General features: G+C 75.9%; 2 protein-coding genes. Both read right to left on the minus strand.

What is annotated here, in order from left to right; all coding sequences use genetic code 11:
• Nucleotides 1–111: 111 nt before the first annotated feature.
• Complete coding sequence (locus AB0G74_RS32005; protein ID WP_361153523.1) at nucleotides 112–11,142, minus strand: type I polyketide synthase; 11,031 nt, start codon at nucleotides 11,140–11,142, stop codon at nucleotides 112–114.
• 60 nt (nucleotides 11,143–11,202) lie between these two features.
• Complete coding sequence (locus AB0G74_RS32010) at nucleotides 11,203–25,206, minus strand: SDR family NAD(P)-dependent oxidoreductase (protein ID WP_361153526.1); 14,004 nt, start codon at nucleotides 25,204–25,206, stop codon at nucleotides 11,203–11,205.
• Nucleotides 25,207–25,209 lie beyond the last annotated feature (3 nt).

Here is a 25,209-nt window from a genome sequence, read left to right on the forward strand (position 1 = left end):
CCGGCGACCCTTTGTTGTCGGGGGCCCGCGCACCCCCACAAACGTCTGGGCCCCGCGGCGGGGGCCGGCCTTGAAGGAGGCCGGACCCCGCCGGGCGATCAATGTGGGGGGCTAGTTCAGTTCGGCGTCCAGGATGTCGAAGAGTTCGTCCGCCGTCGCCGAGGACAGCGCGTCGTCCTGGGGTGCGGTGTCCGACCAGCGGGCGGTCAGTTCGCGGAGGCGGGCGACGAGGGTGTCCAGGGACGGGTCTCCGGGGGAGCCCGCGGTCAGGGTCCTTTCGATGGCCGCCAGCTCCGCGCCGAGCGGGGTCGCGTCGGGGACGGCGAGCTGGTCGAGGAGGTGGTCGGCGATCGCCGCCGGGTTCGGGTAGTCGAAGACCAGGGTCGCGGGGAGCCTGATCCCGGCCTTGGCGGCGAGGCCGTTGCGGAGTTCGAGGGCGGCGAGGGAGTCGACGCCGAGTTCGTTGAAGCCGCGGCCGGGTTCGATGTCGCGGGCTCCGCCGTGGCCGAGGACCGCGGCGACCTCGGTTCGGACCAGTTCCAGGAGGAGCGGTCCCCGGTCGTCGGCGGGGAGCGCCGCGAGCCGGTCGGTGAGGGACTGCCCGGTGGCGGCCGGGGCGGCGGACGCGGCCGGGGCCGTACGCCTGGCGGGGGTACGGACCAGGGCCCGCAGCAGCGCCGGTACGGGTGCCCCGGCGCGGGCGACGGCGCCCGGGTCGAGCCGGAGCGGCAGGACGACCGGGTGGTCGAGGCCGACGGCGGTGTCGAGGAGGGTGAGGGCGTCGTCGGTGGGCAGGGCCCGGAGTCCGGCGCGGGCCATGCGTTCGATGTCGGTGTCGGTGAGGCGGCCGGCCATTCCGGCCCGCTCCTCCCACAGGCCCCAGGCGAGGGACGACGCGGGGAGGCCGAGGTCGCGGCGGTGGGCGGCGAGGGCGTCGAGGAAGCCGTTGGCGGCGGCGTAGTTGGACTGTCCGGCGCCGTCCCAGGTTCCGGCGGCGGAGGAGAAGAGGACGAACATCCGCAGCTCTCCGGCGAGTTCGTGGAGGTGCCAGGCGGCGTCGGCCTTGGGCCGGAGGACGGTGTCGAGCCGGTCGGGCGTCATGGTGGCGAGGAGTCCGTCGGCGACGACGCCCGCCGTGTGGACGATGCCGTCGACGGGGTGGTCGGCGAGGAGCCGGGCGACCGCGTCGCGGTCGGCGACATCGGCCGCCGCGATCACCACGGACGCCCCGAGACCGGCCAGTTCCTCCTTCAGTTCGACGGCCCCCGGGGCCGCCTCGCCCCGACGGCTCACCAGCACCAGCCGGGACACCCCGTGCCGGACCACCAGATGCCGCGCCACCGCCGCACCCAGACCGCCCGTACCGCCGGTGACCAGGACGGTGTCGCCGGTCTCCATGGGTTTGCGGGCGCCGGTGGCGGTGGTGAGCCTCGGGGCGTACACCCCGTCCGTACGGTGGGCGGTCTCCGGTTCGCCGGAGGCGACGGCGGCCCGGAGCCAGCCGTGGTCGCTGTCGCCGGGGGCGGCGTGGGCGAGCAGGATCCGGCCGGGGTGTTCGGCCTGGGCCGCCCGGACGAGTCCGGCGACGGCCCCGTCGACCAGGGGTGCGCCGGGTGTGACGAGGACCAGGCGGGCGGCGGCGCACCGCTCGTCGGCGAGCCATTCGGTGAGCAGGGAGAGTACGGCGGCCGTCGTGGCGCGGACCGCGTCCGGCGGGGCCGTGTCGGCGGCCGGGCGGGCGGGGGCGTGGACGACGACCGGGGGGACCGTTCCGGTGGCGAGGAGGGCCGCCAGGTCGGGGTAGGGGTCGGCGCCCGGGACGGCGAGGTCGCCGATGACGGCCCACGGCCCGTCGTCGGGCCGGTTCTCCGGCAGGGGGGTCCAGTCGACGGTGTAGAGGTCCCGGTGGTGTTCGGTACCGCCGAGCGCTTCGGCCGGTACGGCGCGGGTGCGCAGGGCGTCGGCCGTGAGGACGGGCGCTCCGGCCGGGTCGGTGGCGTGGACGGCGTAGCCGCCTTCGGGCAGGGCGGTGAGCCGGACCCGTAGGGTCGTCGCGCCGGTTGCGGCGAGGGTGACGCCCCGCCAGGTGAAGGGCATGGTGGGGGTGTTGTCGGCGGCGAACAGTTCGCCGGTGTGGAGGGCCGCGTCGAGCAGGGCGGGGTGGATGCCGTAGCCGTCGACGGCGGTCTCCTCGGGGAGCGCGACTTCGGCGTGCACCTGGTCTCCGTGCCGCCAAGCGGCGCGTACCCCGGCGAACAGCGGGCCGTAGCCGAAGCCCTGCTCGGCGAGGAGCCCGTAGAGCCCGTCGACGTCGACGGGTTCGGCGCCGGGCGGCGGCCAGACCCCCTCGCCGAAACCGGAAGCGGCACCGGAACCGGAACCGGCATCGGAGGCCGCCGGGTCCTCGGGGGCGAGCACGCCCTCCGCGTGGCGGGTCCATTCGGCGGTGTGGTCGGCGCGCCCGTACACCGTCAGGGGTCGGCGGCCGGTGGCGTCCGGCGGCCCGGCGACGACCTGGACGCGGACGGTGTCGCGGTCGGTGAGCACGAGCGGGGCCAGCAGGGTGAGTTCGTCGACGACGGGCCGGCCGGTCTCGTCTCCGGCCCGGATCGCCAGCTCCACGAAGGCGCTGGCGGGGACGGTGACGGTGTCGGCGAGGGTGTGCTCGGCGAGCCAGGGGTGGTCGCGGAGGGAGAGCTGTCCGGTGAGGGTGACGGTCTCGCCGTCGGGTGCGGTGAGTACGGCGGCGAGCAGCGGATGTCCGGCCGGGTCCTGCCCCGACGGGGCGCCGACACCACCCGCGTTTCCGTACACCGGCTCCGTCCAGTAGCGGCGGCGCTGGAAGGGGTACGTGGGCAGGACCAGGTCATGGGCTTCGGGATGGTCGGCGACGAGCCGGGTCCAGTCGAAGGACCCGCCCCGGACCCAGATCCGGGCCAGCGCCTCGACCAGGGCGGCGGTCTCGTCGCGGTCCTTCCCGGCCAGCGGTACGAAGGCGGTGTCGGTGCCCTCGGCGCAGCCCGCGGCCAGGCCGGAGAGGACCCGGTCGGGGCCGATCTCGACGAAGGTGGTGACGCCCCTGGTCTCCATGCCCCGGACGGTGTCCATGAACCGGACGGCGTCCCGGATGTGATCCACCCAGAACCCGGGCGAGACCACGTCCCCGGCGGCGACCACAGGAATCGTCGACTGATGGAACGTCAGCCCCTCCGCCACCGTACGGAACTCTTCGAGTACGGGCTCCATCAGGGACGAGTGGAAGGCGTGGGAGACCTTCAGCCTGCGAGTCCGGCGGCCCAGCGCCTCGAACCCGGCCACGACCGCCAGAACCTCGTCCTCGACGCCCGACAGGACGACGGCTTCCGGGCCGTTGACGGCGCCGAGGGAGACTCCGCCGCCGAGCAGGGGCGCCACTTCGTCCTCCGCCGCTTCGACGGCGACCATCACTCCGCCGGGCGGGAGGGCGTCCATCAGCCCGCCCCGGGCCCGTACCAGTCGGCAGGCGTCGGCCAGCGACAGGACGCCCGCGACATGGGCCGCCGCGATCTCACCGACCGAATGGCCGCCGACCGCGACCGGCACCACACCCAGCGACTCCAGCAGCCGGAACTGCGCCACCTGCACCGCGAACAAACCCTGCTGGGCCCAGACCGTACGGGCCAGCACATCCGCGTCACCGTCCCACATCACGTCCCGCAGCGACGGATCCAGCTCCGCCGCCACCGCGTCGAAGGCCGCCGCGAACACCGGGAACCGGTCGTACAATCCACGCCCCATCCCGACCCACTGCGACCCCTGGCCCGAGAACAGCAGGCCGGGGCCGCCGGGGGCGACGGTGCCGGTGACGGTTCCGTCGCCGGTGACGCCCTCGGCGAGGGCGGCGAGTCCGGCGGAGGGGTCGGCGAGGACGACGGCCCGGTGTTCCAGGGCGGCCCTGGTGGTGGCGAGCGCGCGGGCCACGGCTGCGGCCGGGGCGCGGTCGAGGACCGGCAGCAGTCCGCTCGCCCGGTCGGCCAGCGCCTCGGGCGTACGGGCCGACAGCGGCAGCGCTACGACTCCGGAGCCCTCGGGCACCCCGACGACCGGGGTTCCGGGCGCCTCGGGGGCCTGTTCGAGCACCACATGGGCGTTGGTGCCGCTGATGCCGAAGGAGGAGACCGCGGCCCGGCGCGGCCGGTCCAGTTCGGGCCAGTCATGTGACTCGGTGAGGAGTTCCACGGCGCCCTCGGTCCAGTCGACCTGCTCGGACGGCCGGTCGACATGGAGGGTTCGGGGCAGTACGCCGTGCCGGAGGGCCATCACGGACTTGATGATCCCGGCGACTCCGGCGGCGGCCTGGGTGTGGCCGAGGTTGGACTTGATGGAGCCGAGCCACAGGGGCCGGTCGGCCGGGCGCTCGCGCCCGTAGGTGGCGAGCAGGGCCTGTGCCTCGATCGGGTCGCCGAGCCGGGTCCCCGTACCGTGGCCCTCGACCAGGTCGACATCGGCCGTGGTGAGTCCGGCGGACGCCAGGGCGGCCCGGATGACCCGCTGCTGGGAGGGCCCGTTGGGGGCGGTGAGGCCGTTGGACGCGCCGTCCTGGTTGACCGCGGAGCCCCGGAGGACACCCCAGATCCGGTGGCCGTTGCGGATCGCGTCGGAGCGGCGCTCCAGGAGGAGTACGCCACCGCCCTCGCCCCAGCCGGTGCCGTCGGCGGCGTCGGCGAACGGCTTGCAGCGGCCGTCGGAGGCGAGGCCCCGCTGCTTGGAGAACTCCACGAACATCTCGGGTGTCGACATCACGGTCACCCCGCCCGCGAGGGCGAGGGAAGACTCGCCGGACCGCAGGGACTGGGCCGCGAGATGCAGCGCCACCAGCGACGACGAGCACGCCGTGTCGACGGTGACCGCCGGGCCCTCCAGACCGAACGAGTACGCGACCCGGCCCGAGACGAGGCTCCCCTCACTGCTGCTGCCGGTGTAGTCGTGGTACATCAGTCCGGCGAAGACCCCGGTCGGGGTGCCCTTCAGCGCCTCGGGGTCGATTCCGGCCCGCTCGAACACCTCCCACGACAGTTCCAGCAGCATCCGCTGCTGCGGGTCCATGGCGACCGCCTCGCGCGGGGAGATCCCGAAGAACCCGGCGTCGAACCCGGCGACATCGGCCAGGAAGGCACCTTCCCGGGTGTACGACTTCCCCGGTACGCCCGGCTCCGGGTCGTACAGCCCCTCAACGTCCCAGCCCCGGTCCCCCGGGAACCCGCCGACGGCATCGACACCGTCCGCGACCAGCCGCCACAGATCCTCGGGCGACCGCACCCCGCCCGGATAACGGCAGCTCATCCCCACGATCACCACCGGATCGCGGTCGTCCACGACGGCGGCGGGCACGGGGGCGGACGCGGCCGGGGCGGCGGGGGCGAGCCGGGTGAGGAGTTCACCGGCGATAGCGGCCGGGGTGGGGTGGTCGAAGACGAGGGTGGCGGGGAGTTTGAGGCCGGTGGCGCGGCTGAGCCGGTTGCGGAGTTCGACGGCGGCGAGCGAGTCGAAGCCCAGCTCCTTCAGGGGCCGTCCGGCCTTGACGGCGTCGCTGTCGCGGTGGCCGAGTACGCCCGCGATATGGCCGCGTACGGCGTCCAGGAGCGCCGTGTGCCGTTCGGTCTCCGTCAGTCCGGCGAAGGCGTCGTCCCGGGTGGTGGCGGGGCCTTCGGCAGCAGTGGCGGCGGCGCGCCGGGCGGGCGCGGGGACGAGGGCTCCGAGGATCCGGGGCAGTTCGGTGCCCCGGGCCCGGAGGACGGCCGCGTCGAGCCGGGCGGGCAGCAGGAACGCCTCGTCGGCGCCGAGCGCGGCGTCGAAGAGGGCGAGGCCCTGTTCGGCGCTGAGCCCGAGGTCGCCCGAGCGGCGCATCCTGGCCAGGTCGGTCTCCGAGAGCCGGCCGGTGAGTCCGCTGAGCCGGTCCCAGAAGCCCCAGGCGAGGGCGTGGGCGGGCAGGCCGTGGGCGCGGCGGTGGGCGGCGAGGCCGTCGAGATACGTATTGGCGGCGGCGTAGTTGCCCTGACCCGGGCCGTCGACGGTACCGGCCATGGAGGAGTAGAGGACGAAGGCGGCGAGGGGCAGTCCGGCGGTGAGGTCGTGGAGGTGGAGGGCGGCGTCGGCCTTGGGCCGGAGCACGGCGTGCAGCCGGTCGGCGGTGAGCGTCGGTACGGTGCCGTCGTCGAGGACGCCCGCGGTGTGGACGACGGCGGTCAGCGGCCGGTCGGCCGGGACGGAGTCGAGGGCGCGGCGCAGTTCGTCGCGGTCGGCGGTGTCGCAGGCGGTGATGGTGACCTCGGCGCCGAGGGCGGTCAGTTCGTCGCGGAGGGTATCGGCGCCGGGGGCTCGGGGGCCGCTCCGGCTGAGCAGCAGCAGTCGCCGGACGCCGTGCCGGGTGACGAGGTGGCGGGCGAGGAGGCCGCCGAGGACTCCGGTGCCGCCGGTGACGACGACCGTGCCGTCGGGGTCGAGCGGACCGGCTCCGGATTCCGGACCGGTGTCGGTGTCGGTGTCGGAGCGAGGGGCGGCGCGGACGATCCGGGGTGCGAGGAGCGCGCCGTCGCGTACCGCCAGCTGGTGTTCGCCCGCGGCTACGGCGGCGGCGAGGGCGGCGGTCAGCGGTCGCGGGTCGGCCGGGGGTGTGCCGTCGGCGGGGGTGTCGAGGTCGACGATGGTGATCCGGCCGGGTTCCTCGGCCTGTGCGGAGCGTACGAGCCCCCAGGCGGCGGCCGCCGCCCGGTCGGTGACGTCGGCGCCGGGCGCGGTGGCGACGGCGCCCCGGGTCACCACCACGAGATGGGGTGCCGCCGGGTCGGCGAGGTGCCGCTGGAGCCGGTCGAGGAGCTGTTCGGCGAGTTCGTGGACAGCGGTCACAGCGGTCACGGCGTCCGGCGCCGGGTCGGCGGCGACGGGCAGCAACCTGAACAGGGGAGTCTCGCCCGGTCCCGTAGGCGTACCGAAGGCGGCCGTCAGAACCTCGGATCCGGGCAGTTCGGCGTCGGCGGGCGCCCAGGCGGGGACGGGCTCGTCCGTGGTCGCGGTGGGCTCCGGCAGGGGCTGCCAGTCGAGGGTGAACAGGGTGCCGGGCTGAGTGGTGGCGGCCAGGTCGCGGGTGGCGACCGGGCGGATCAGCAGGGTGTCGACGGCGGCGACGGGGGCGCCGGTACCGTCGGCGGCCTCGATGGTGAGGGCGTCGTCCCCGGCCCGGGTGAGGCGGACCCGGAGGGTTTCGGCCCCGGCCGCGTACAGCCGTACCCCGTTCCAGGAGAAGGGGACGGCGACCTCGCCGGGTTCGGCGGGGCCGGTGAGGCGGCCGATGTCGGCGGCCTGGACGGCGGCGTCGAGGAGCGCGGGGTGGAGGCAGAATCCGGTGGGGTCGGTGTCGGCGGGGAGCGCGATCTCGGCGTAGACGGCGCCGTCGGCGCGCCAGAGCGCGCGGACGCCTCGGAAGACGGGCCCGTAGTCGTAGCCCTGGGCGGCGAGTTCGGGGTAGGCGTCGGTGAGGTCGACGGGTTCGGCGTGGGCCGGGGGCCAGTCGGGGGCCCGGCCGGAGCCGTACGCGGGTACGGACGCGGCGACCGACGCGGCCGAGGTGTCGGTGAGGAAGCCGGTGGCGTGCCGGGTCCACGGCTCGTCGGCGAGCGCGTTCCCGGGCCGGGAGTGGATCGTCACGGGCCTGCGCCCGGTGGCGTCGGCACCCTCGACCACGGCCTGGAGGGTGACGGTGCCGTCGGCGGGCAGCGGCAGCGGGGCGGTGAGGGTGAGTTCGTCGACGCCCGCCGCCCCGGCCTCGTCGGCGGCGCGCAGGGCGAGGTCGACGAAGGCGGTTCCGGGCAGCAGGGGCGTACCGGTGACGGCGTGGTCGGCGAGCCAGGGGTGGGAGCCGAGGCCGATCCGGCCGGTGAGGGTGAGGCCGCCGGACGCGGTGGGGACGGCGGCGCCGAGCAGCGGATGGCCGGTGGGGACGAGGCCGTAGGTGCCGATGTCCCCGGCGCCGGTTCCGGCGTCCAGCCAGTAGCGCTGCCGCTGGAAGGGGTAGGTGGGCAGGGCCGCCGGGTCGACGGGGGCGGCTTCGGCGGCCGGGCCCGCGGCGAGTACGGCGGTCCAGTCGAGGTCGACGCCTCCGGCCCACAGTTCACCGGCGGAGCGCAGGAAGCGGCCCCAGCCGCCTTCACCGCGCCGCAGGGAGCCGACGACGACCCCGGGGGTGCCGAGGGAGTCGAGTACGTCCACGACGCCGGGGACGAGCACCGGATGGGCGCTGGTCTCGACGAAGGCGCCGAAGCCCTCGGACACCAGACCGGCGACGGCTCCGGCGAAGAGCACGGGCCGGCGCAGATTGCGGAACCAGTAGTCGGCGTCGAGCGCCGTGCCGTCGACCCACTCGCCGTCCACGGACGAGAAGAGGCCGACGGTGCCCCGCCGGGGCGCGATGGGCGACAGGACCCGCAGGAGTTCGTCCCGGGCGCCGTCGACATGGGCGGAGTGGGAGGCGTAGTCGACGGCGATCCGCCGGACCCGGAGCCCCTCGGCCTCGGCCCAGGCGACGACCTGGTCGAGTCCGCCGGTGTCACCGGCGACGACGACCGCCTCGGGCCCGTTGACGACGGCGACGGACACGCCTTCGGGGAGGGCGCCCTCGATCCTGGCGACGGGGGCGGCGACGGACACCATTCCGCCCCGGCCCGCGAGGGAGTCGGCGATCACCCGGGAGCGCAGGGCGACGATCCACGCCCCGTCCTCCAGGGACAGGGCGCCGGAGACGACGGCCGCCGCGATCTCGCCCTGCGAATGGCCGACGACTCCGCCGGGGCGGACCCCGACGGACTCCCACAGCGCCGCCAGGGACACCATCACCGCGAACGACAGCGGCTGCACCACATCCACCCGCTCCAGCGGCGCGGCACCCTCCACCTCGTGTACGACGTCCCAGACGGACCAGTCCACGAACTGCTCCAGGGCGTCCGCGCACTCCCCCAGCCGGGCCGCGAACACCTCGGACTCCCGGGCGAGCCCGGCGGCCATCCCGGCCCACTGGGCGCCCTGCCCGGGGAAGACCAGGGCGGTCTTCGTCCCGGCGGGTACGGGTTCGGGGGCGGTGACGGCCCCGGAGGCGATCTCCGCCAGGGCGGCCCGGAGTTCGTCCCGGTTCCGGCCGACGGCGACGGCGCGGCGGGCGAACGCGGTCCGCCGGGTGGCGAGGGTCCGGGCGACGCCCTCGACCGGCAGGCCGGGGTCGGCGTCGAGCCGGGCGAGCAGCCTGGCCGCCTGGTCGCGCAGGGCCTCGTCGGTCCGGGCGCTCAGCGGCCACGGCACCTCGGCCGCCGATCCGGTCCTGGCGCTCTGCCGGGTCCGGGTCCGCGACCGGGTCCCGGGCGCGGCGGCGGGCTCGTCGGCCGGGGTGTCGGCGGGCGCCTCCTCGACGATCAGATGGGCGTTGGTGCCGCTGACGCCGAAGGAGGAGATCCCGGCCCGGCGGGGCCGGTCGCCGGCGGTCCGCCACGGCAGGGCCTCGGTGAGGAGTTCGACGGCGCCGGTGTCCCAGTCGATCCGGGGCGAGGGCTCGTCCACGTGGAGCGTCTTCGGCAGGACGCCGTGGCGGAGCGCCATCACCATCTTGATCAGTCCGGCGACTCCGGCGGCGGCCTGGGTGTGGCCGATGTTCGACTTGAGGGAGCCGAGCCGCAGGGGCTGGTCGGCGGGCCGGTCGCGGCCATAGGTGGCGAGCAGCGCCCCGGCCTCGATCGGGTCGCCGAGCCGGGTTCCCGTACCGTGCGCCTCGACCACGTCGACATCGGCGGCGGTGATCCCGGCGTCGGCGAGGGCGGCCCGGATGACGTGCTGCTGGGCGAGGCCGCTGGGGGCGGTGAGGCCGTTGGACGCGCCGTCCTGGTTGATCGCGGAGCCGCGCAGTACGGCGAGGACCCGGTGGCCGTTGCGGCGGGCGTCGGAGAGCCGTTCGAGGACGACGAGTCCGACGCCCTCGGCGAATCCGGTGCCGTCGGCGGCGGCCGCGAACGGCTTGCACCGGCCGTCCTCGGCGAGGGCGCGCTGACGGCTGTACGCGGTGTAGATCCCGGGGGTGCTCAGTACGGCGGCGCCGCCCGCGAGGGCGAGGGAGCACTCCCCGGCGCGCAGGGACCGCATCGCGAGATGGACGGCGACGAGGGAGCCGGAGCAGGCGGTGTCGACGCTGAGGGCGGGGCCGTTGAGGCCGAGGACGTAGGAGAGCCGTCCGGCGAGGACGCTGAGCGCGTTGCCGGTGATCAGATGGGCGTCGACGCCGTCGGGGGCCTGGTGGAGCCGGGGCCCGTACTCCTGCTGTTCGGCGCCGACGAAGACGCCGGTGGCGCCGCCGCGCAGGGTCGTGGGGTCGATCCCGGCGCGCTCCAGGGCCTCCCAGCCGGTCTCCAGGACGAGCCGCTGCTGCGGGTCCATGGCGTGGGCCTCGCGGGGTGAGATGCCGAAGAAGTCGGCGTCGAACTCCAGGGCTCCGGTGAGGAATCCGGCCTCTCGGACGTAGGTGCTGCCGGGGGTGGCGGGGTCGGCGGAGAAGAGTCCGCCGACGTCCCAGCCCCGGTCGTCGGGGAACGGTGACTGGGTGTGCCGCTCGGCCTCCACCAGGTCCCACAGGTCGTCGGGTCCGGCGATGTCGCCGGGGAAGCGGCAGCCGATGCCGACGAGGGCGATGGGTTCGTCGTCGGCGGCCGGGCCGGGTGCGGGACCGGCGGCGGGGGCGGGTCCGGTGCCGTGTCCGGTGAGGACGGTCCCCAGGTGGCGGGCGAGGGATTCGGGGGTGGGGTGGTCGAAGAGCACGGAGGCGGCGAGCCGGATACCGGTGGCCTCGCCGACCGCGTTGACCAGGCCGACCATGGCGAGCGAGTCGAGTCCGAGGTCGCGGAAGGCCCGGTCGGCGCCGGTGGGGGCGGGGGCGTCGGGCCGTGCCTGGCGGAGGGCGGTGACGAGGTGTTCGCGGACGAGCCGCCGCAGGACGTCCAGGGCGTCGGCGGCGGGCAGTCCGGTCAGCCGCCCGGTGAGCGCGGCCCGTACGGCGGCGGCCCGCTCCTCGTCGCCGCCGTGCCCCAGGGTCTCGCCCTGCCCCGCTGACTGGCCCTGCTGCGGCGCGTTCATCGGCCGGTTCCCTTCCTCGTGCGTCTCTGCGACTGTCCGGTGGTCGTCGTGGGCCACGGCTCAGTCCGCCAGTTCGTTGTCGAGCACCGCGAACAACTCGTCGTCGCTCGCCGCTGTGTAGTCGTGGGCCGGCCGTTCGTCGTCGGCCGTCCCGGTGTCCCCGCCGTCCCGCCAGCCGCGCAGCAGCGCCTCCAGGCGGGCGGTGACGGCGGCCCGGTCGAGGCCGTCGCGGGCGAGTTCCCCGGCGAGCCGGTCGACCTCGGCGATCACCAGTCCGGTGGGGTCGTCGCCCCGGTCGGTCAGCCGTTCGGCGAGATGTCCGGCGATGGCGGTGACCGTGGGGTGGTCGAAGACGAGGGTGGCCGGGAGGGCGAGTCCGGTGGCGGCCGAGAGCACATTGCGCAGCTCGACGGCGGCCAGTGAGTCGAAGCCCAGTTCGCGCAGGGCCCGGCCGGGTTCGACGGCGTCGGTGCCGTCGTGGCCGAGTACGGCCGCGACCCGGCCGCGGACCAGTCCGGTCAGGAGTTCGTCGCGGTCGGCGGGTTCGAGTCCGGCGAGCCGCCGCCGCAGTTCGTCGCCGCCGGTGGGGGCGGCTATCGCGTTGGTACGGGCGGTCCGCGGCACCAGGCCGCCGAGGAGGGACGGCAGTTCGTCGCCCCGGGCCCGCAGCGCCGCCCGGTCGAACCGGACGGGCAGCAGTACGGGCTCCCCGGCGCCGACGGCGGCGTCGAAGAGGGCGAGGGCCTCGGTCCGGTCCAGCGGCGGCATGCCGAGCCGGCGCATCCGCTGCCGTCCGGCGGCGTCCAGTTCGCCCGCCATGCCCGCCTCCTCGTCCCACAGGCCCCAGCCGAGGGAGACGGCGGGCAGCCCGAGGGTGTGCCGGTGGGCGGCGAGGGCGTCGAGGAAGACGTTGGCGGCGGCGTAGTTGCCCTGTCCGGCGCCGAGCAGGGTGCCCGCCGCCGAGCCGAAGAGGACGAAGGCCGCCAGTTCGCCCCGCTCGCGGGTGAGTTCGTGCAGATGCCAGGCGGCGTCGGCCTTGGGCCGCAGTACGGCCGTGATCCGTTCGGGTGTGAGGGTGTCGACGAGCCCGTTGTCGACGACCCCGGCGGCGTGGATCACGGACCGTACGGGGTGCCGGTCGAGCAGGTCGGCGAGGGCGGCCCGGTCGGCGGTGTCGCAGGCGGCGACGGTGACCGAGGCGCCGAGGGCGGTCAGTTCGTCCCGCAGGGCGGTGGCGCCGGGCGCGTCGGGGCCCCGGCGGCCGACGAGCAGCAGCTCCCGTACGCCGTGCCGGACGATCAGATGGCGGGCGACGACCGCGCCGAGACCGCCGGTACCGCCGGTGATCAGGACGGGTCCCTCGATGCCGCCGGTGGCCTCCGGGGCGGACGGGGCCGGGGTGTAGCGGGTGATCCGGGGCGCGGTGGGGTCGCCGTCGGTGAGGGTGAGTTCGGGTTCCCCGGTGGCGACGGCGGCGGCCAGCCGCCGCAGCGCCTCGGGCCCCCGGTCGCCGTCGGGCTCCTCGGCCCCGGCGGGGAGGTGGACCAGGACGATCCGGCCGGGGTGTTCGGCCGCCGCCGCGCGGACCAGGCCCGCGAGGGGCGCCCGGTCGAGCCCGGTGCCGAGGGTCACCACCAGCCGGGTGGCGGCGAGCCGGGGTTCGGCGAGCCAGTCGGTGAGGGTGGCGACCAGCCGGAGGGTGCCGTCGCGTACGGCGTCGGGGGCGGGCCCGTCGACCGGCGCGCAGTGGTGGACCAGGACCTCGGGGGCCGGGTCGGGGACCGTGCCGGGCGCGGGGTGGGCGGGCAGTCCGAGGCCGAGGAGGTCGGTGCCGAGTACCGCCCAGCCGTCGCCGGGAGTCCCGGTACCGCCGGGGGCCGTGACGGGCTCCTGGGCGACCCGGTACAGATGCCGGGGCGCGGCGGAGAGCCGGTCGGCCGATACGGGCCTGGCGACCAGTCCGGCGACCCGGGCCACCGGCCGCCCCTCGGTGTCGGTGACCGTGAGGGCGGTGGTGTCGGCGCCCGAGGGGGCGAGATGGACCCGGACGCGGGTGGCGCCGTCCGCGTACACCTCGACCCCGGTCCAGGCGAACGGCAGTACGGGCCGCTCGTCGGCGGCGCCCAGCAGCAGCGCGTGCCAGCAGGCGTCGTGGAGGGCGGGGTGCAGGGCGTAGCGGTCGCGGTCGGTGCTCTCGGGGAGTTCGACCTCGGCCCAGACCTCGTCCCCGGCGCGCCAGGCGGCGGTCAGGCCGTGGAACGCGGGCCCGTAGCCGTAGCCGCGGTCGGTGAGTTCGTCGTACGCGGCCGTCGTGTCGAGCGGTGTCGCGCCGGGCGGCGGCCAGGCCGCCGGACCCGGTACGGGCTCGGCTCCGGCTGCGGCGGGTGCGAGCCGTCCGGTGGCGTGCCGGGTCCACTCGCCGCCGTCGGGCCTGGAGTGGATCCGGATGTCCCGGTGGCCTTCGGCGCCGGGCGCGCCGACGTCGACGCGGAGGGCGACGGCGGTCTCCCCGGGGATGTGCAGGGGTGCCTCCAGCATGAGTTCGGCGACGACGGGTGTGCCCGCGCCGCGCCCGGCGCGTACCGCGAGTTCGACCAGGGCCGTGCCGGGCAGCAGGACCGTGCCGTGGATCTCGTGGTCGGCGAGCCAGGGGTGGGTCCGGACCGACAGGCGGCCGGTGAGGGCGAGGGTGTCGCCGTCGGGGGCGGGTACGACGGCGGCGAGCAGCGGATGGTCCGCGGTCTCCTGTCCGGCGGCGGCCACGTCGCCGGTGCCGGGCGGGGCCGTCAGCCAGTAGCGGCGCCGCTGGAAGGGGTACGTCGGCAGAGCGGCGGGCGCGGCGGGCGGCAGGACGGCCGCCCAGTCGACGCCGGTGCCCCGGGTCCACGCCTCGGCGATCCCGGTGGTGAGGGTGGCGGCCTGGTCGCGGTCGCGCCGCTGGAGGGCGGCGAAGACGCTGCCGTCGGCGCCGCTCTCCCGGCCCATGGCGGTGAGGACGGCGTCCGGGCCGACCTCCAGGAAGGTGTCGGTGCCCAGTTCCTCCATGCGTCGTACGGTGGCGGCGAACCGGACCGTGTCGCTGACGTGGGAGACCCAGAACTCGGGGTCGGTGACGTCTCCGGCGGCGACCACGGGGATCACCGGCTCATGGAGTTCGACGCCGGTGACGACCGTACGGAACGCGTCGAGCATCGGCGTCATCAGCGGTGAGTGGAAGGCGTGCGAGACGGTCAGCCGGGACGTCTTGCGGCCCTGGGCGGTGAAGTGGGCGGCGGCGGCCGTGACATCGGCGTCGGCGCCGGAGAGGACGAGGGACCGGGGTCCGTTGACGGCGGCGACGGAGACGGTGTCGGGGAGCAGCCCCTCGGTCTCCTCCTCGGCGGCCTGGACGGCGATCATCGCGCCGCCTTCGGGGAGCGCCTCCATCAGCGCGCCCCGGGCGGTGACCAGGGCGGCGGCGTCGGCCAGGGTGAGGACTCCGGCGGCGTGGGCGGCGGCCAGTTCGCCGACGGAGTGCCCGCCGACGTGGTCGGGCCGTACGCCCCAGCTCTCCAGCAGCCGGAAGAGGGCGACCTCGACGGCGAACAGGGCGGGCTGGGTCCAGCCGGTGCGGTTGAGCAGGGCGGCCTCGGGCGTGCCGGGGGCGGCCCACATCACGTCCTTCAGGGGCCGGTCGAGATGGGGTTCGAGGGCCGCGCACACCTCGTCGAGCGCGGCGGCGAACGCGGGGTGGCGGTGGTGGAGTTCCCGGCCCATCCCGGCGGACTGGGAGCCCTGGCCGGAGAAGAGGAGACCGAGGCCGCCGGGTGAGACGGCGCCGGTGACCACTCCGGGGCCCGTGGTGCCCTCGGCGAGGGCGGCGAGCCCGGCGGACGGCGTGCCGACGACGACGGCCCGCCGGTCGAACGCGGTCCGGGTGGTGGCGAGCGCGCGGGCCACGGCGGCGGCCGGGGCGGTGTCCAGGACCGGGAGCAGCCGGCTCGCCTGGTCGGCGAGGGCGTGCGGGGTCCGGGCCGACAGCGGCAGGGGTACGAGGGGTACGGCCGCCCCGGCTCCGGTCTCCGGTTCCTCGCCGGTCTCCGGTCCGGCGCCGGTCGCGGGGCCCTCCTCGGCCGAGGAGCCGACGGGCGCCTGTTCGAGCACCACATGGGCGTTGGTGCCGCTGATCCCGAACGAGGAGACACCCGCCCGGCGCGGCCGGTCCAGCTCGGGCCAGTCATGTGACTCGGTGAGGAGCTCCACGGCGCCCTCGGTCCAGTCGACCTGCTCGGACGGCCGGTCGACGTGGAGGGTGCGGGGCAGGGTGCCGTGCCTCATCGCGAGGACGGACTTGATGACGCCCGCGACTCCGGCGGCGGCCTGGGTGTGCCCCAGGTTGGACTTGACCGAGCCGAGCCACAGGGGCCGGTCGGCCGGGCGCTCGCGCCCGTAGGTGGCGAGCAGGGCCTGTGCCTCGATCGGGTCGCCGAGCCGGGTCCCCGTACCGTGCGCCTCGACCAGGTCGACATCGGCGGCGGCCAGTCCAGCGTCGGCCAGCGCCGCGCGGATCACCCGCTGCTGGGAGGGCCCGTTGGGGGCGGTGAGCCCGTTGGACGCGCCGTCCTGGTTGACCGCGGAGCCCCGGACCACGGCCAGGACCTCGTGCCCGTTGCGTACGGCGTCGGAGAGCCGTTCCAGGACGAGCAGTCCGACGCCCTCGGACCAGCCGGTGCCGTCGGCAGCGTCGGCGAACGGCTTGCAGCGGCCGTCGGAGGCGAGCCCGTTCTGCCGGGCGAACTCGATGAACGTGCCCGGGGTCGACATCACGGTCACTCCGCCCGCCAGGGCGAGGGAGCACTCCCCCGCCCGCAGCGATCTGGCCGCCCAGTGCAGCGCCACCAGCGACGACGAGCAGGCGGTGTCGACGGTGACCGCCGGGCCCTCCAGTCCGAGGGTGTAGGCGACCCGGCCGCTGACGACACTGTTGAGGGTGCCGTTGCCGAAGTAGCCGATGAGGTCGTCGGGGACGGTGGTGAGGTTGCTGCCGTAGTCGCGGTACATGACGCCCGCGAAGATGCCGGTATCGGTGCCGTGCAGGGACGCCGGGTCGATCCCGGCGCGTTCGACGGCCTCCCAGGAGGCTTCCAGCAGCAGCCGCTGCTGCGGGTCCATGGCGAGGGCCTCGCGGGGCGAGATGCCGAAGAACTCGGCGTCGAACTCGGCGGCGCCGTCGAGGAAGCCGCCCTCGGCGGTGTACGACTGGCCGGGATCGGTGCCGTGCAGGGCCGCCAGGTCCCAGCCCCGGTCGGCGGGGAACGGGGAGACCGCGTCCACGCCGTCGGCGACCAGCCGCCACAGGTCGTCGGGTGACGCGACCCCGCCCGGGTAGCGGCAGCTCATACCGACGATGACGATCGGATCGTCGTCGGCGGCGGCCCGGCCGACGACACCGGCGGCGACCGGGGCCGGAGCCGGGGCGGGGGCGACGACGGCCGCGAGATGGGCGGCGAGCGCCTTGGGCGTGGGGTGGTCGAAGACCAGGGTGGCGGGCAGCCGGGTGCCGGTGGCCGCGCCCAGCCGGTTGCGGAGTTCGACGGCGGTCAGCGAGTCGAAGCCGAAGTCGGAGAAGGCGCGCCGGGGTTCGACGTCGGCGCCGCCGTCGTGGCCGAGTACGGCCGCGACCTCGGTCCTGACCAGCTTGAGGGCGAATGCCTCCCGCTGGTCGGCGGGGAGGGCGGCGAGCCGGGCCGCGAAGGCGCCCCGGTCGGTGCCGCCGGTGGTCTCCCGGCGGGCGGGGCGGCGGATCAGGTCGCGCAGTACGGGCGGGAGTTCACCGGTACGGGCGCGCAGGGCCGCCGGGTCGAGCCGGACGGGCGCGGGGGCGGCGGTGTCGGCGGCCAGGGCGGCGTCGAAGAGGGCGAGGCCGTCGGCCGTGGTCAGTACGGCGATCCCGGCGCGTGCCAGCCGATCGCGGTCGGTTTCGCCCAGCCGGGCCGCCATGCCGTCCTCGCCCCACGGGCCCCACGCCATGGAGACGGCGGGCAGGCCGAGGGCGCGGCGGTGGGCGGCGAGGGCGTCGAGGAAGACATTGGCTGCGGCGTAGTTGCCCTGTCCGGCGGCGTCGAGTGAGCCCGCGACGGACGAGAAGAGGACGAACATCCGGAGCTCTCCGGCGAGTTCGTGGAGATGCCAGGCGGCGTCGGCCTTGGGCCGGAAGACGGTGTCGATCCGGTCCGCCGTGAGGGATTCGGTGGTGCCGTCGTCGAGGACGGCGGCGGCGTGCACGATGCCGTCGACGGGGTGGTCGGCGAGGAGCCGGGCGACCGCGTCGCGGTCGGCGACATCGGCCGCCGCGATCACCACGGACGCCCCGAGACCGGACAGCTCCTCCTTCAGTTCGACGGCGCCCGGGGCTTCCTCGCCCCGACGGCTCACCAGGACCAGCCGGGACACCCCGTGCCGGACCACCAGATGCCGCGCCACCGCCGCGCCCAGACCGCTGGTGCCGCCGGTGACCAGGACCGATTCGGGTACGTCGACGGGGCCGGTGGTCGCGGACCGGGTCCAGCGGGGTACGCGTACGGCCGGACCGCCGATCGCGGTCTCCGGCTCACCGGTGCCCAGGGCGCGGCGTAGTTCCTCCTCCGTGACGTCGGCCCCGGCGGGCGCGTCGATCAGCAGGAACCGGCCGGGGTGTTCGGCCTGTGCGGCCCGGACGAGCCCCCACACGGGGGCCGTCACGGGTACGGGACCGGCGTCGCCCGCGACGGCGTCCTCGGTGAGGAGGGCGAGCCGCGCCCCGGCGAACCGCTCGTCGGCGAGCCAGCCGTGCAGCGCGTCCAGCGCCCGGGCGGTCGCGGCCCGCGCGGCTTCGGGCACCCCGGGCCGCTCGGGCGCGGTGAGCCGCAGCACGACCACGCCGTCGACGGCTGCTTCGGGCCGGTCGGGGTCGAGCGGCTCCTTCAGATCGTCCACGACGGCCAGCGGCCCGGCGTACGGTTCGGCCGCCGGACGCTCGGTCCAGTGGGTGGCGTACAGCGTGCCGCCGCCCGTACCGACGTGGTCGGCGGTGACGACCCGGCTGGCCAGGGACTCCACCACGGCGACCGGCGCCCCGGTCTCCGGGTCGGCGAGCAGTACGGAGATCGCGCCGTCGGTCCGGCGGGCCAGCCGGACCCGCAGCCGGGTCGCGCCCGGGGCGAGTACGGCGACACCGCGCCAGGCGAACGGCAGGGTCGCCCCGGCCTCGTCGAGGAAGGCGCCCGCGTGCAGGGCGGCGTCGAGCAGCGCCGGATGGACGCCGTAGCCGTCGACGGCGGTCTCCTCGGGGAGTTCGATCTCGGCGTGGACCTCCCCTTCGGCCCGCCAGACCGCCCGCAGTCCGGTGAAGAGGGGGCCGTACGCGACCCCGGCGTCCGCGAGGAGTTCGTACGCGTCCTCGGGGTCGGCCGGAAGCGCCCCGGGCGGCGGCCATACGGTGAGCGTCCCGGCTTCCGGGGTCCGGCCGGTGAGGGTGCCGGTCGCGTGCTCGGTCCAGGGTTCGCCGGTGGTCCGGCCGTGGACGGCGACGGACCGCAGCCCGGCGGGGTCGGGTTCGCCGACGGTGACCCGGATCCGGACCTCCCCGTCGGCGGGGACCACGAGGGGCGCGTTGAGGGTGAGTTCGTCCACGGTCGGGGCGCCGAGGTGGGCGCCCGCGTGGCGGGCGAGTTCGACCAGGGCGGCGCCGGGCAGCAGGACCGTGCCGTGGACGGTGTGCTCGGCCAGCCAGGGGTGGGTGTCCCGGGCGAGCCGGCCGGTGAACACGGCGCCGTCGGTGTCGACCTGGTCGATTACGGCGGCGAGCAGCGGGTGTCCGGCCGGGTCCTGCCCGGACGCGGTGACGCCCGCGCCCGGGTCGGTCCGCTCCAGCCAGTAGCGGCGGCGCTGGAAGGGGTACGTCGGCAGGACCAGGTCCCGGGCCTCGGGCCGGTCGGCGACGATCCGGGTCCAGTCGACGGACCCGCCCCGGACCCAGATCCGGGCCAGCGCCTCGACCAGGGCGGCGGCCTCGTCACGGTCGCGGCGGGAGACGGGGGCGAAGACGGCGTCCTCGCCCTCGGCGCAGTGCGCGGCCAGCCCCGACAGGACCCCGTCGGGGCCGACTTCGACGAAGGTGGTGACGCCTCGGGCCTCCATGCCCCGGACGGCGTCCATGAACCGGACGGCGTCCCGGATGTGGTCCACCCAGAATTCCGGCGCGGCGACTTCTCCGGCCGCGACCACGGGGATCCGGGGCTGATGGAACGTCAGCTCCTCGGCCACCGTACGGAACTCTTCGAGTACGGGCTCCATCAGGGACGAATGGAAGGCGTGGGAGACCTTCAGCCTGCGGGTCCGGCGGCCCAGCGCCTCGAACCCGGCCACGACCGCCAGCACCTCGTCCTCGACGCCCGACAGCACCACGGAGCGGGGGCCGTTGACCGCGCCCAGGGAGACCCCGGCTCCGAGCTTCGGGGTGATCTCCGCCTCGGTGGCCTCGACGGCGACCATCACTCCGCCGGTCGGCAGGGCGTCCATCAACCGGCCGCGTTCCCGGACGAGCCGGCAGGCGTCGCCCAGCGACAGCACCCCGGCGACATGGGCCGCCGCGATCTCACCGACCGAATGGCCGCCGACCGCGACCGGTGCCACACCCAGCGACTCCAGCAGCCGGAACTGCGCCACCTGCACCGCGAACAGGCCCTGCTGGGCCCAGACGGTACGGGCCAGCGCGTCCGCGTCACCGTCCCATACGACACTGCTCAGCTCGGGGTCGAGCCCGGCGGCCACCGCGTCGAAGGCCGCCGCGAACACCGGGAACCGGTCGTACAGTCCGCGCCCCATCCCGACCCACTGCGACCCCTGGCCCGAGAACAGCAGACCGACGGAGCCGGGGGTGACCGAGCCTGTCAGCACTCCAGGGGCTTTGGTGTCGCCCGCCGCCAGGGCCGTGAGGCCGGTGGTGAGCGCGGCCCGGTCCTCGCCCCAGGCCACGGCCCGGTGTTCCAGGCCGGAGCGGGTGGTGGCGAGGGCCCGGCCGACGGCCGCCGGGTCGGTATCGGTGAGGGTTGCGCCGATCAGTCCGGCCAGTTCGGCGACGGCGCCGGGGGCCCGGCCGGACAGCACCAGCGGCAGGGGTACGGCTCCGGCCGCCTCCGGTGTCTCGTCGTCGGCGGCGGGTACGGGCGCTTCGGGGGCCTGTTCCACGATCACATGGGCGTTGGTGCCGCTGATCCCGAACGAGGAGACACCCGCCCGGCGCGGCCGGTCCAGCTCGGGCCAGTCACGGGCGGCGGTGAGGAGTTCCACGGCCCCCGCCGACCAGTCGACCTCGGGCGTGGGCCGGTCGACGTGCAGGGTGCCGGGGAGCACGCCGTGCTCCATCGCCAGCACCATTTTGATGATCCCGGCGATCCCGGCGGCGGCCTGCGCGTGGCCGATGTTGGACTTGACGGAGCCCAGCAGCAGCGGCCGGTCCCCGGGCCGGTCCTGGCCGTAGGTGGCGAGCAGGGCCTGTGCCTCGATCGGGTCGCCGAGCCGGGTCCCCGTACCGTGGCCCTCGACGGCGTCGACATCGGCGGTCGCCAGCCCGGCGGAGGCCAGCGCCGCGCGGACCACCCGCTGCTGGGACGGTCCGTTGGGGGCGGTGAGCCCGTTGGAGGCGCCGTCCTGGTTGATCGCGGAGCCCCTGACGACACCCCATATGCGGTGGCCGTTGCGGATCGCGTCGGAGCGCCGCTCCAACAGCAGGACGCCCGCGCCCTCGGACCAGCCGGTGCCGTCGGCGGCGCCCGCGAAGGACTTGCAGCGGCCGTCGGCGGCGAGGCCCCGCTGCCGGGAGAACTCGACGAACATGTCCGGGGTCGACATCACGGCGACCCCGGCGGCCAGGGCGAGGGACGATTCACCGGACCGCAGGGACTGGGCCGCGAGATGCAGCGCCACCAGCGACGACGAGCAGGCCGTGTCGACGGTGACCGCCGGGCCCTCCAGACCGAAGGTGTAGGAGACGCGGCCCGAGACGAGGCTGCCGCCGCTGGCACTGGTCGCGTAGTCGTGGTGCATCAGACCCGCGAAGATCCCGGTCGGGGTGCCCTTGAGCGCCTCGGGGTCGATCCCGGCCCGCTCGAACACCTCCCAGGAGAGTTCCAGCAGCATCCGCTCCTGGGGGTCCATGACCAGGGCCTCGCGCGGGGAGATCCCGAAGAATCCGGCGTCGAACCCGGCGACATCGGCCAGGAAGCCGCCTTCCTTGGTGTACGACTTCCCGGGTACGCCCGGCTCGGGGTCGTAGAGCCCTTCGAGGTCCCAGCCCCGGTCGCCGGGGAATCCGCCGACGGCGTCCACACCGTCCGCGACCAGCCGCCACAGATCCTCCGGCGACCGCACCCCGCCCGGATAGCGGCAGCTTATCCCCACGATCACCACCGGATCGTCGGCGTCGGCGAGCGGCGCGGCGGCCGGCCGGTGGGGGTCGTCGGCGGTGCCGAGGAGTTCGTCGCGGAGGAAGCGGGCGAGCACGGTCGGGGTGGGGTGGTCGAAGACGAGGGTGGCGGGCAGCCGCAGCCCCGTCGCGGCGGCCAGCCGGTTGCGGAGTTCGACGGCGGTCAGCGAGTCGAAGCCGAACTCGCGGAAGGCGCGGCGCGGGTCGACGGCGTCGACACCGGTATGGCCGAGTACGGCGGCGGCCCGGGTCCGGACCAGGTCGAGGAGGTGTGCCTCGCGGTCGGCGGGGTCAAGGGCGGCGAGTTCGCGGCGCAGGGCACCGGTCGTCGTGGTGGCGGTGGCCGTTCCGGCGACCCGGCGGCGTACCACCGGGACGAGACCGCGGAAGACGGCGGGTGCCGTGTCGCCGAGGGCCCGTACGGCGGCCGTGTCCAGCCGGACGGCGGCCACGACGGGTTCGTCCCGGGCGAGGGCGGCGTCGAAGAGGGCGGTGCCCTCGTCGGAGGCGAGCGGGAGGACGCCGTCGCGGGCGATCCGCTCCCGGTCGGCGGCGCCGAGATGGCCCGTCATACCGCCGGGCCGGTCCCACAGGCCCCAGGCAATGGAGTGCGCGGGGAGTCCGAGGGTACGGCGGTGGACGGCGAGGGCGTCCAGGGCGGCGTTGGCGGCACTGTAGTTGGCCTGGCCGGGGCTGCCGGTGAGGGACGCGAAGGACGAGAAGAGCACGAAGTGGGTCAGCGGCAGCCCGGCGGTCAGTTCGTGCAGCTGCCAGGCGGCGTCCGTCTTGGGCCGGAGCACGGTGTCCACGTGGTCGGGGGTCAGCGCTGCCAGGGTGGCGTCGGCGAGTACCCCGGCGGCGTGGACGACGGCGGTGACGGGATGTTCTCCGGGTACGGCGGCCAGGGCCGCGGCCAGCGCGTCCCGGTCGGCGGTGTCGCAGGCGACGGCGGTGATCTCGGCGCCGGAGCCGTCGAGGCCGTCCGGGGTCCGGCCGCTCCGGCTGAGCAGCAGCAGCCGCCGGACGCCGTGCCGGGTGACGAGGTGGCGGACGATCTCGCCGCCGACGGTTCCGGCGGCGCCGGTGACGACGACCGTGCCGTCGGGGTCCCAGGCGGCCCCTTCGGGGGCGCCGTCGGCGCCTGGGAGGGGGGCGAGCCTCGGCAGATGGAGACCGCCGTCGCGGAGCGCCGTCTCGGGTTCGGCGAGGGCGACGGCGGCGGTCAGGGCACGGACGGACGCCGGGTCGTGGTCGAGGTCGGCGAGCAGGAAACGGCCCGGCTCCTCGATCCGGGCGGTCCGCAGCAGTCCCTGGACGGCGGCGGCGGCCGGGTCGCCGTCGAAGCCGCCCCGGACGACGACGACCAGGGTGGCGTGGGTGAACCGGTCGTCGGCGAGCCATTCCTGGAGCGCGGCCAGGGTGTCGGCGGTGGCGCGCCGGACCTCGTCCGCCCCGGTGCCGCCGGGGACGGGCAGGACGACGACATCGGCTCCGGCGGCCCCGTCGAGGCCGGTGGCGCGGGGCGCCCCGGTGGCGGCGGCGATCTCGGCGGCGAGGGCGTCGCCGTCGGCGCCGAGGACGGCCCAGCGGCCCCGGAGGGCGGTCGGCACGCCGCCGGGCGCGGGGGTGAGAACGGTCCGGTACAGATCACGGCCGGTGCCAGCCCCGGCGGCCGGGACGTCGCCGAGGGGGCGTACGGTCAGCGCGCCGATAGACGCCACGGGCGCTCCGGCGGGGTCGGCGATCTCCAGGGCGACGGTGTCGGGTCCGGTGGGCCGGATCGCGATCCGCAGGTCGGTGGCGCCGGTGGCGTACAGCTCGACAGCCGCGAAGGAGAACGGCAGTTCGGGCCCGTCGGCGGGTTCGTCGCCGAGGCCGACGGCGTGCAGGGCGGCGTCGAGGAGCGCCGGATGGAGTCCGAAGCGGCCCGCCCGGGCGCGCGGCTCGTCGGGGAGGGCGGCCTCGGCGAAGATCTCGTCGCCCCGGCGCCAGGCGGCCTTCAGGCCCCGGAAGGCGGGGCCGTATTGGAGCCCGGAGGCGGCGAGCCGTTCGTAGACGGCGTCGGTGCCGGTATCGGCGTGGAGGGGTTCGGCGCCGGTGGGGGGCCAGGCGGTGAGGTCGTACGAGGGCCGGGTCCCGGTCGCGCCGAGGGTGCCGGTGGCGTGTGCGGTCCACGGCAGTCCGGGCGGGGCGTCGTCGGGCCGGGAGTAGACGGTGAAGCTCCGGTGGCCCTCGGCGCCTTCGGCGGGGGCGTGGACCTGCACCTGGACGGCGACGGCGCCGCGTACGGGCAGTGGCAGGGGCGCGGTGAGGGTCAGTTCCTCCAGGTGCGGCAGTCCGGTCTGCTCCCCGGCGCGCAGCGCCAGCTCCACGAAGGCGGTTCCGGGCAGCAGGGGCGTGCCGGTGACGGCGTGGTCGGCGAGCCAGGGGTGGGAGTTGAGGCCGATCCGGCCGGTGAGGGTGGTGCCCTCGCCGGAGGCGAGTTCGACGGCCGCGCCGACGAGGGGGTGTCCGGTGGGGACGAGACCGACGGAGCCCATGTCGCCGGGGGCGCCCGCGCCGTCGTCGGCGTCGCCGATCCAGAACCGGCGGCGCTGGAAGGCGTACGTGGGCAGGTCGACCGGGTATCCGGTGCCGCGTGGGCCGCCGTCGAGTACGGCGGTCCAGTCGAGGTCGACGCCCTGGGACCAGAGTTCACCGGCGGAGCGCAGGAAGCGGTCCCGGCCGCCTTCGCCGCGCCGCAGGGAGCCCACGACGACGCCGGGCGTCCCGGCGGCTTCGAGGACGTCGAGGACTCCGGGGACGAGGACGGGATGGGCGCCGGCCTCGACGAAGGCGCCGAAACCCGCGGCGGCGAGGCCCGCGACGGCGTCGGCGAAGCGTACGGTGCCGCGCAGGTTGCGGTACCAGTAGGCGGCGTCGAGCGCCGTTCCCTCCGTCCAGCCGGCGTCGACGGTGGAGTAGAGCCCGGTCCGGCCGGGGCGGGGGGCGACGGGGGCGAGGACCCGGGCGAGTTCGGCCTCGATCCGCTCGACATGGGCGGAGTGGGAGGCGTAGTCGACGGCGATCCGACGGACCCGCAGGCCCTCCGCCTCGGCCCAGGCGACGACCTGGTCGAGTCCGTCGGTGTCACCGGCGACGACGACGGACGCCGGGCCGTTGACGGCGGCGACGGAGACGCCGTCGGGCAGTGCGCCCTCGATACGTTCGAGGGGGGCGGCGACGGACGCCATTCCGCCGTGTCCGGCGAGGGATTCGGCGATCACCCGGGAGCGGAGGGCGACGATCCGGGCGCCGTCGTCCAGGGAGAGGGCGCCGGAGACGACGGCCGCCGCGATCTCGCCCTGGGAGTGGCCGACGACTCCGCCGGGGCGGACCCCGACGGACTCCCACAGCGCCGCCAGGGAGACCATCACCGCGAACGACAGCGGCTGCACCACATCCACCCGCTCCAGTGACGCGGCGCCTTCGGCCTCGTACACGACATCGCGTACGGACCAGTCCACGAACTGCTCCAGGGCGTCCGCGCACTCCCCCAGCCGGGCCGCGAACACCTCGGACTCCCGGGCGAGCCCGGCGGCCATCCCGGCCCACTGGGCGCCCTGCCCGGGGAAGACCAGGGC

The organism is Streptomyces sp. NPDC020875, assembly GCF_040641415.1.
Taxonomy (GTDB): domain Bacteria; phylum Actinomycetota; class Actinomycetes; order Streptomycetales; family Streptomycetaceae; genus Streptomyces.

What these genes read in the sequence shown, in the direction of transcription:
- AB0G74_RS32005 (WP_361153523.1), bottom strand. Translation starts at nt 11,142, where the DNA reads ATGAACGCGCCGCAGCAGGGCCAGTCAGCGGGGCAGGGCGAGACCCTG.